We start from the raw sequence: 8,000 nt of genomic DNA, 5'->3' as shown, positions 1-8,000 counted from the left end.
GCTCAACAACATCGTGAAAGACCGGAGGGCTCGCGCCCTGCCGCTAGTAACAGACCGGAGGGCTCGCGCCCTGCCGCTAGTAACAGACCGGAGGGCTCGCGCCCTACCGCTAATAACAGGTACGCCGTCGGCGTCGCCCCACTCGTAGGAACCGCTTGGGCGATTCTCGCGTCTACAGCCCGGCAAACGCGGCTTCGATCAGTTCCTTTTGTTCCATCAAGTGCGCCGCCATGCTTCCCGTGCTGGGGCTGGCCGACTCGGCGCGTGTGATGGGAACCAGCGTCCAACCGGCGCTATTAAAATCATCACCGAAGTTCAGCTTCAGATAAGGCCAGGTTCCCATGTTCCGGGGTTCGTCTTGCACAAAGAAGATCTCGGCATCGCGGGGCACTCCATCCAGGGCAGCGATCAATTCGTCACTTTCCAATGGATAAAGTTGCTCCAGACGAATCAACGCCACATCATCGAGTTCGCGTTCTTGGCGACTCTTTTTCAAGTCGTAGTAAATCTTTCCCGTGCACAGCATGACGCGGCGAACCTTCGACAGATCCACATCCTTGTCGCTCAGGATTCGCTCGAACGATCCTTCGGCCAGTTCCTTGCGATCGCTGACCACTTCGGGGTGTCGCAGCAGGCTCTTGGGCGTCAGCACGATCAGGGGTTTTCGCCACTTGCGAATCACTTGACGACGCAGCAGGTGAAAGTACTGCGCCGGCGTGGTCGGCTGGCAAACCTGGATGTTGTGTTCGGCGGTCATGGCCAAGAACCGTTCCACCCGGGCGCTGCAGTGTTCGGGGCCTTGCCCCTCGAACCCGTGCGGCAACAACATCACCAAACCGCTCAGTCGATTCCATTTGTCTTCGGCACTGGCGATGAACTGATCGACGATGACTTGTGCACAGTTCCAAAAATCACCGAACTGGGCTTCCCATAGCACCAAGCTGTCGGGCGCGTCGAGCGAATACCCCCACTCGAATCCGAGCACACCGGCTTCGCTGAGCGGGCTATTGTGCAGTTCGACGCGTGCCTGATTGGTGGCCAAGTGCTCCAGCGGCATGTAGGTCTCGCCGGTCTTGACGTCGTGCTGAACGGCATGCCGTTGGCTGAACGTTCCGCGTTGGCAATCTTGGCCGGTCAACCGAATTGCATGCCCGCTTGAAAGCAACGACGCGAAGGCGGCCAATTCGGCGGTCGCCCAATCGAACGGCTTTTCGCCGGCCGCCATGTTGCGACGATTGGCGATCAACCGCTTCAATTTTTTGTGCTGCGCGAACCCTTCGGGCAACCGCGTCGCCGCGTCGACCAGTTCACCCAACAGGTTTTCGTCGAAGGTCGTGTCGGTCGGTTCGACCGGCTCGGGGCCACCGAAGTAATCGCTCCAACCGGCGGCGAGCGTTTGCGTGTCGGGGACGAATTGGTGATTCTTGCTGGCGTCGAATTCGGACTCCAACTTCTCGGTTCGTTCCTTCTGAATTTCCTCGGCTTCCTCTTCGGAAATTTTCCCGAGTGCCTTGAGTCGATTGAGGTATTGTTCGCGGACGCCGGCGCGACGATCGATTTCGGCGTACATGCGAGGCTGCGTGAACCGTGGCTCGTCGCCTTCGTTGTGTCCCCAACGACGAAACGCGTACAGATCGATGACGACGTCGCGTTGGAATTCGTTACGGAAATCCATCGCCAAGGCGACGACTTGCGCGACCGCCTCGGGATCTTCGCCGTTGACGTGAAAGATCGGAATCTGCAGCATCTTCGCCACGTCGGTCGCGTAGGTGGTGCTGCGGCCTTGCTCCGGCTCGGTCGTGAACCCGACCTGGTTGTTGATGATGATGTGCAACGTGCCACCGACCCGGTAGCCGTCCAACTGGCTCAGGTTCAACGTTTCTTGCACGACCCCTTCGCCGGCGAACGCGGCATCGCCGTGGATCAACACGTTCATCACCTGTCGCCGGTCGCCATCCCCCCGATGATCCTGCTTGCAACGCGTGCGTCCCATCGCGACCGTGTTGACGTATTCCAGGTGGCTGGGGTTGAAGCACAAGGAGATGTGGAGATGATCCCCCCGGGCGGTTTTCCAGTCGCTGCTGTATCCCAGGTGGTAGCGGACATCGCCGCCGCCACGGCTGAGTTCCGGATTGGGATCATCGAAGGACCAGAAGATGTTCATCGCGCGTTTTTTGAGGATGTTGGCCATCACGTTCAAACGGCCGCGGTGAGCCATCCCCATGACGACTTCCTGCACCCCGTGCTCGCCCGCCTTCTCCAGCGCCAAGTCGATCAGCGGGATCAGGGTTTCGGCACCTTCGAGCGAAAACGTTTTCGCGCCGACAAACTTACGCCGCACGAATTCTTCGAAGATCGAGGCGTCGGCCAACCGCGCGTAGATCCGCCGCTGAGTTTCGTGAGGCAGGTCCAGCCGGTTCTCAGTGCTCTCCATTCGCTGCTGCAACCAATCGCGAATGTTGCGATCGTCGATGTGCATGAACTGCGCGCCGATCGACCGACAGTAGGTGTTGCGAAGCTTCGTCAAAATGACGTCAAGCGTGTCACCCTTGACGTGCTCGACCGCAGACGAATCCAAGCGGCGCTGCATGTCGGTTTCGCTGAGGCCGTAGCGTTGGGGGCTCAACTCGGGCCGGTCGCCGCGGTCGATGCCCAACGGATCGAGCTGCGCTTTGAGGTGTCCGCGGACGCGATACTCGCGGACCAATTGGTTGACGCGGTCTTGCATCCGCGACATCCAAAGCGCCTGGTCGGTCGCTTCGTCACCGGTCGATCCCCTGCGCTGGGCGACGGCCAGGGCGGAACCGTTTCCGCCGGGCTTGCCGCCAGCAGCGGATTTTGATGCGGACGCGCGACGGCTTTGTGAAACGCCGGCGTTGCGTTTCCTTGCCGTTGCGGGAGAGCTCACCAAGAACTGCTCAAAATACTGCCGCCAGGTCTCCGAGACACTCTCAGGATCCTGAATATACTGGACGTACAAATCGTCGATGTAGTCCAAGCTAAAGCTATTCATATCAACCGATGCCGATCACGGGCCTGGTCTGTTGGAAGCGTTCAAGCGTTTATTGACGGGCGGCCGAAGCGAGTTCATCGCATTGCTGAACCGTCGCCGAGATTCCACCATCGTCCTCAACACAGTCTAGATTTTGGACGATCAACCGCCACCCTCGCTCCGCCAAAGCCAGAACGATTTTCAAAAAAACATTCGTCACATTGGGGGCTTCCTTGGAGCCGAATTGTTGTTGGCCCGCAACCGCCTGAGAAGCTATCCTGCTCGCCCGCACGACCTCTCCACCACAAACGGATTTGACGATGATCACGTTGCTAGCGCGGCCCGCTCTGTTGTTCTTCGCTTCCGGCGGGTTTCTGCTGCACCTCGGCCTGCTCGCCGGACCGCTTGCCGCCGAACCACCTCAACGCATCCTGCCGCTGCCCGATGTCCCCTTGCCGGTTGACTCCCAACCCCAGGATAACCCGGCCGCCCGCGAGGCGCTCTCACGGGCGCTGCAAGGCGATCGCGACGCTGCCCCCCTGTTACCCGATGACTTGCAGGACCTGCTGCGCAGCACCGGCAGTGTCCTGGACGGGTCCTCGCTCGATCCAAAATTCGCCGCTCCGGAGATGCCCACGATCGCGCCGCCACGAAGTTTGCCGGGAACCGAGTCCGTCCGCCGCAGACGGCGGGCCGCCGAAATGCTTCTGAAATCCGCTCGCTTGCTCGACAAAATCGAACCCAAGAGTGAAAATCAGACGTACTTGGTCAATCAGATGCACCAGGAAGCGGTTCGATTGCTGCAAGATCCGGCCGATCCCCATCGTCCCCTCCAGCCTCAATCGGATCGCCAGCCCCAATCGCACCAGCGGGCACACACATCCGGCGGACTGCCCGGCGATCCGTCGCCCACATCCCACGACCGCCTTCGCCCCCCTCCTCGACTCACTCCCTAGCCGCACATCTTGTCCGACCGCCGACGCCCATCATCGAAGCTCCCCCCACCTGTCTCGCCAGCGAATCCGGACGCCGCCCCCACCGTCGAGCCTCCCCGCGGTTTGTTACGGCGGTGGTCGATTCCCGTCCTTGTCCTGGGGGTGCTGATCGCCGGTGGCGTGTTGGCCGATTACTGGTCGGCCGAACCTGAAGGCATTGTGCGCAGCTACGTCGGACGCGACGCCTGCATCGAATGCCACCGACAACAAACCGAAGATTTCATTGGGTCGGACCACGACAAAGCCATGGACCTGGCGACCGAGGAAACCGTACTCGGCGATTTTAACGATGTCACGTTCGAGCACGACGGATTGGTCAATCGATTGTTTCGCGACGGTGAACGCTTCATGGTTCACACCGAAGGCGAAGACGGCACGATGCAGGACTTCGAAGTCAAATACGTGTTCGGCGTCTACCCGCTGCAACAGTACATGGTCGAATTTGACCGCAGCGAAGACATGGAATCCTGTGACGTCGCTCGTCTGCAAGTCCTCCGCATCAGCTGGGACTCGCGCGACCACAAGTGGTTCTACCTCCGCCCGCCGGATGTCGCGGACAAACTGGCCGCCGACGACCCGCTGCACTGGACCGGCATCGCACAGCGTTGGCAAACGATGTGTGCCGATTGCCACTCCACCAACCTGAAACGCAACTTCGACCCCGACTCGGGCACCTACCACACGACGTTCTCCGAAATCGACGTCAGTTGCGAAGCCTGTCACGGTCCGGCGTCCCTGCACATCGAACTGGCCAATAAGAAATCGCTGTTCTGGGACCGACGCCACGGATACGGATTGGCCAAATTGAAAGGGCCCGATCCCGAGCCCCAACTGCAGACCTGTGCGCCGTGCCACAGCCGCCGCGGCGTGATGGATGAACGGTTCACCGCCGGCCCCGATTACTTTGACCACTATCGCCTGGAAACACTCGGCGAGGCAACGTACCACGGTGACGGGCAAATCAAAGACGAAGTCTACGTCTACGGATCGTTCATCCAAAGCAAGATGTATCACAAGGACATCCGTTGCACCGATTGCCACGATCCCCACTCGCTGAAATTAAAATTCCCCGGCAACGAGACCTGCACCAATTGCCATCAGCACGCCGCCGGTAAATACGATGTTCCGGCCCACCACCATCACGCCCCCGGCACCGAAGGCGCCAAGTGCGTGAACTGTCACATGCCCCACACCACGTACATGGAAGTCGACCCGCGGCGAGACCACAGCTTGCGGATCCCGCGACCGGATCTCTCGGTCAAACTGGGTACCCCCAACGCCTGCAGCCACTGTCACGTCAAGGATCGACTGCCGCAGATCGCCGCCGAGCATCGCGAGACGTTCCAGTCCAAGGAATACTCGCAATGGCTATTGGCCGCCGAGCAAGACGGCGAACAACCCATCGGAACCGACGGCGAAACCCTGGCGGAGTTGATGCGGCAAACCGACCAGTGGTGTGATGACGCTTGCGAACAATGGTACGGCGAACAAAGGAAGCAACCGCTGCACTTCGCCGAAGCACTCGTGCCACTGCGTCGCGGCGATCCGAGTGCCGCCCGGAAGGCGATTGAAATGCTGGCGATCAACGACGAACGCGCCCCCGCGATCGCCAAAGCAACGCTGCTGGAGGAACTCGCCAGGCAAGGCGTCGCCGCGGTGCCACGCGTCGCTGCCGAACTGGCCGATCAAACCGACCAGCATCCGTTGGTCCGTTCAACCGCCGCCTCCGTGCTGGCGATGGCCAACGCGTCGACCGGCAAGAGCAAGCTGATGAAACTACTCGGTGACGACTCGCGTCTGGTGCGAACCTCGGCCGCCCGAGCGCTGCTGGGATCTCCCGCCTTTGGCCAGCTTTCACCGTCCGAGCGGACCCAACTGGAATCCGTGTTGAATGAAGTCCACGAGGAGTTCATGGTCGCATCGGACCGCGCCGGAGCACACATGGGCTGGGCAGGAATCTGCGAACAATTGGGACGCTACGGCGAAGCGATCGAGTCTTATCAGACGGCGATTCGCGTCGAACCGGGCGCCGTCGGTGCCAGGACCAATCTGGCCAGCCTGCTGGAACAGCTTGCCCCGAACGTGCCCGAATCCGAGCGAGAGCCCTTGCTCAAACGCGTCAAAACACTCCGCAAACAGGAACTGCCGCTGCTGGCGCGTGACGCCGCACTGGCGCCCCAAATCGCCGGCATTCAGTACCGCTACGGACTGTTGCTGTACCTGGACGGACAACTCGACGCCGCACTTTCGCAACTCGAAAAAGCCGTCACGCTGGAACCGGACAACCCCGAATTTCAAACCGCAGTCAGGCTGCTCAAGGAAAAGATGGACAGCTCACAATAGTGATTGGGACGCGACGTACATCACTTGATCACGGGGCCAAATTCGGGGCAGCCCCTTTCCCATCCGCATTCGCCAGCCAACCCGCTGAGGCATTCAATGATCGCACTCCTGAAATCGCTTCAGCAAAAATGGAATGACTGGTGCGGCGACCGCGAAATGGAATTGGAGATCCGAAAACACCTGACCCAAAACGGCTACTACGGAGGCTCGGCCAAACTGAAAAATGTGCGTCTGGTCGCCGTCCAACGCCCCGGTTGGCTCCAGGTGTTTCGCTTCGAAGCGACGGCTCGGCTGCAGGCCGAAGAAACCGAGGGTCCCGATCCCGAAGCGGTCTACGAAAACCTGTACGGGTTGGTCCGCGACGACATCCGCCACAAAACAAACTCCGTCCGGGTCTTTCAAGATCCGAGCGAACGAAGAGAATTGTTTCTCCGCTGGAGCGAGGATTTGATCCAGCTGCGTGGGGCCCAGGGATTGGTCGACCCCTGAAACGACACCGCACCACTTGCAATACAATCTGATGGACGAGGGCACGGACTGACAATCCGTCCTACCCTCCACGCCTCCCTTCATCGAACCTACCACGATCGAATTCATATGCGACACGCAGCCCTGCTCTTTCTGATCACGCTTTCGGCCATCCTGCTCGGCGCCCCGTCACTGAGCGCCCAGCCACCCAGTGACGATCCCTCCACCGATCTGTCGCCGGAAAAGGAAGCGGAACTGATTTCCGAAGCACGGCAGATCACCTTTGACGGACTGCGTGCCGGCGAAGGCTACTTCAGCGGCGATGCCAAACGGATGGTCTTTCAAAGTGAACGCGATCCGGCCAATCCGTTCTACCAAATCTTCTTGATGGATCTCGAAACCGGCGATCTGCAACAGATCTCACCCGGGCAGGGTAAAACGACCTGCGCCTGGATCCACCCCAGCGGCGATCGGGTGCTGTTTTCCAGCACGCACCACGATGAAACCTCGGTCGCAAAGCAGAACGAACTCCTCGAGCTTCGCCGGACCGGAAAACAGCCACGCTATTCGTGGGACTACGACCCCGAGTTTGAAATCTACGAGCGGCTCGATGATGGCGCGTACAACCGGCTGACCGAAGCGGTCGGCTATGACGCCGAAGCCAGTTACAGCCCCGACGGAACCCAGATCGTGTTTGCGTCCAACCGAGCCGCATACTCCGAGACGCTGTCGCCGCGCGAGACCGAGTTGCTGAAGACCGACAAGTCGTACTTCATCGACCTGTACATCATGAACGCCGACGGATCGAACGTCCGCCAGTTGACCGACGTCAACGGCTATGACGGCGGCCCGTTTTTTTCGCCCGACGGTGCCCGCATCTGCTGGCGACGATTTTCCGAAGACGGAACGACGGCGGAAATCTACACGATGGCCACCGACGGCACCGACGTCCGCCGCTTGACCGACATCGGCGCAATGAGTTGGGCTCCCTTTTACCATCCCAGCAGCGATTACTTGATCTTCACCACCAACCGACACGGCTTCGGCAACTTTGAACTTTACTGCGTCCGCGCCGATGGCCAGGGGCAACCCGTTCGCGTGACCTACACCGATGGATTCGATGGCCTGCCCGTCTTCTTGCCCGGCGGCGATCGCATCGCGTGGACCAGCAACCGAACGGCCGAGAAACGTTCACAGATCTT

At 60.2% G+C, this 8,000-nt stretch carries 5 protein-coding genes; 4 read left to right on the top strand and 1 reads right to left on the bottom strand.

Annotated elements, in window-relative coordinates; translation table 11 throughout:
• Positions 1 to 172: 172 nt before the first annotated feature.
• The gene (locus tag ABX749_RS14050; RefSeq protein ID WP_372896527.1) at positions 173 to 3,013 is read right to left on the bottom strand and encodes a 2-oxoglutarate dehydrogenase E1 component; all 2,841 of its coding nucleotides are present in this window, start codon (positions 3,011 to 3,013) and stop codon (positions 173 to 175) included.
• Between the two features lie 299 nt (positions 3,014 to 3,312).
• Between ABX749_RS14050 and ABX749_RS14045 the strand changes: the two genes are divergently transcribed.
• The 4 genes from ABX749_RS14045 to ABX749_RS14030 all read left to right on the top strand — a co-directional run.
• On the top strand, positions 3,313 to 3,948 hold the full coding sequence (locus tag ABX749_RS14045) for a hypothetical protein (RefSeq protein WP_372896526.1): 636 nt from the start codon (positions 3,313 to 3,315) through the stop codon (positions 3,946 to 3,948).
• A 102-nt stretch (positions 3,949 to 4,050) separates the two neighbouring features.
• Positions 4,051 to 6,330, top strand: a complete 2,280-nt coding sequence (locus ABX749_RS14040; RefSeq protein ID WP_372896525.1) for a multiheme c-type cytochrome — start codon at positions 4,051 to 4,053, stop codon at positions 6,328 to 6,330.
• Between the two features lie 96 nt (positions 6,331 to 6,426).
• On the top strand, positions 6,427 to 6,819 hold the full coding sequence (locus ABX749_RS14035; protein WP_372896524.1) for a hypothetical protein: 393 nt from the start codon (positions 6,427 to 6,429) through the stop codon (positions 6,817 to 6,819).
• 108 nt (positions 6,820 to 6,927) lie between these two features.
• Positions 6,928 to 8,000, top strand: a 1,073-nt coding sequence (locus ABX749_RS14030) for a TolB family protein (protein WP_372896523.1), incomplete at its 3' end; no start/stop codon positions are given.

The organism is Stieleria sp., from assembly GCF_041595215.1.
Lineage (GTDB): Bacteria > Planctomycetota > Planctomycetia > Pirellulales > Pirellulaceae > Stieleria > Stieleria magnilauensis.
This window is presented reverse-complemented; position numbering and strand designations above follow the sequence as displayed.

Excerpts from the sequence above, each read along its gene's own strand:
- ABX749_RS14050 (WP_372896527.1), bottom strand. The coding sequence starts at position 3,013 with ATGAATAGCTTTAGCTTGGACTACATCGACGATTTGTACGTCCAGTAT.
- ABX749_RS14045 (WP_372896526.1), top strand. The coding sequence starts at position 3,313 with ATGATCACGTTGCTAGCGCGGCCCGCTCTGTTGTTCTTCGCTTCCGGC.
- ABX749_RS14035 (WP_372896524.1), top strand. The coding sequence starts at position 6,427 with ATGATCGCACTCCTGAAATCGCTTCAGCAAAAATGGAATGACTGGTGC.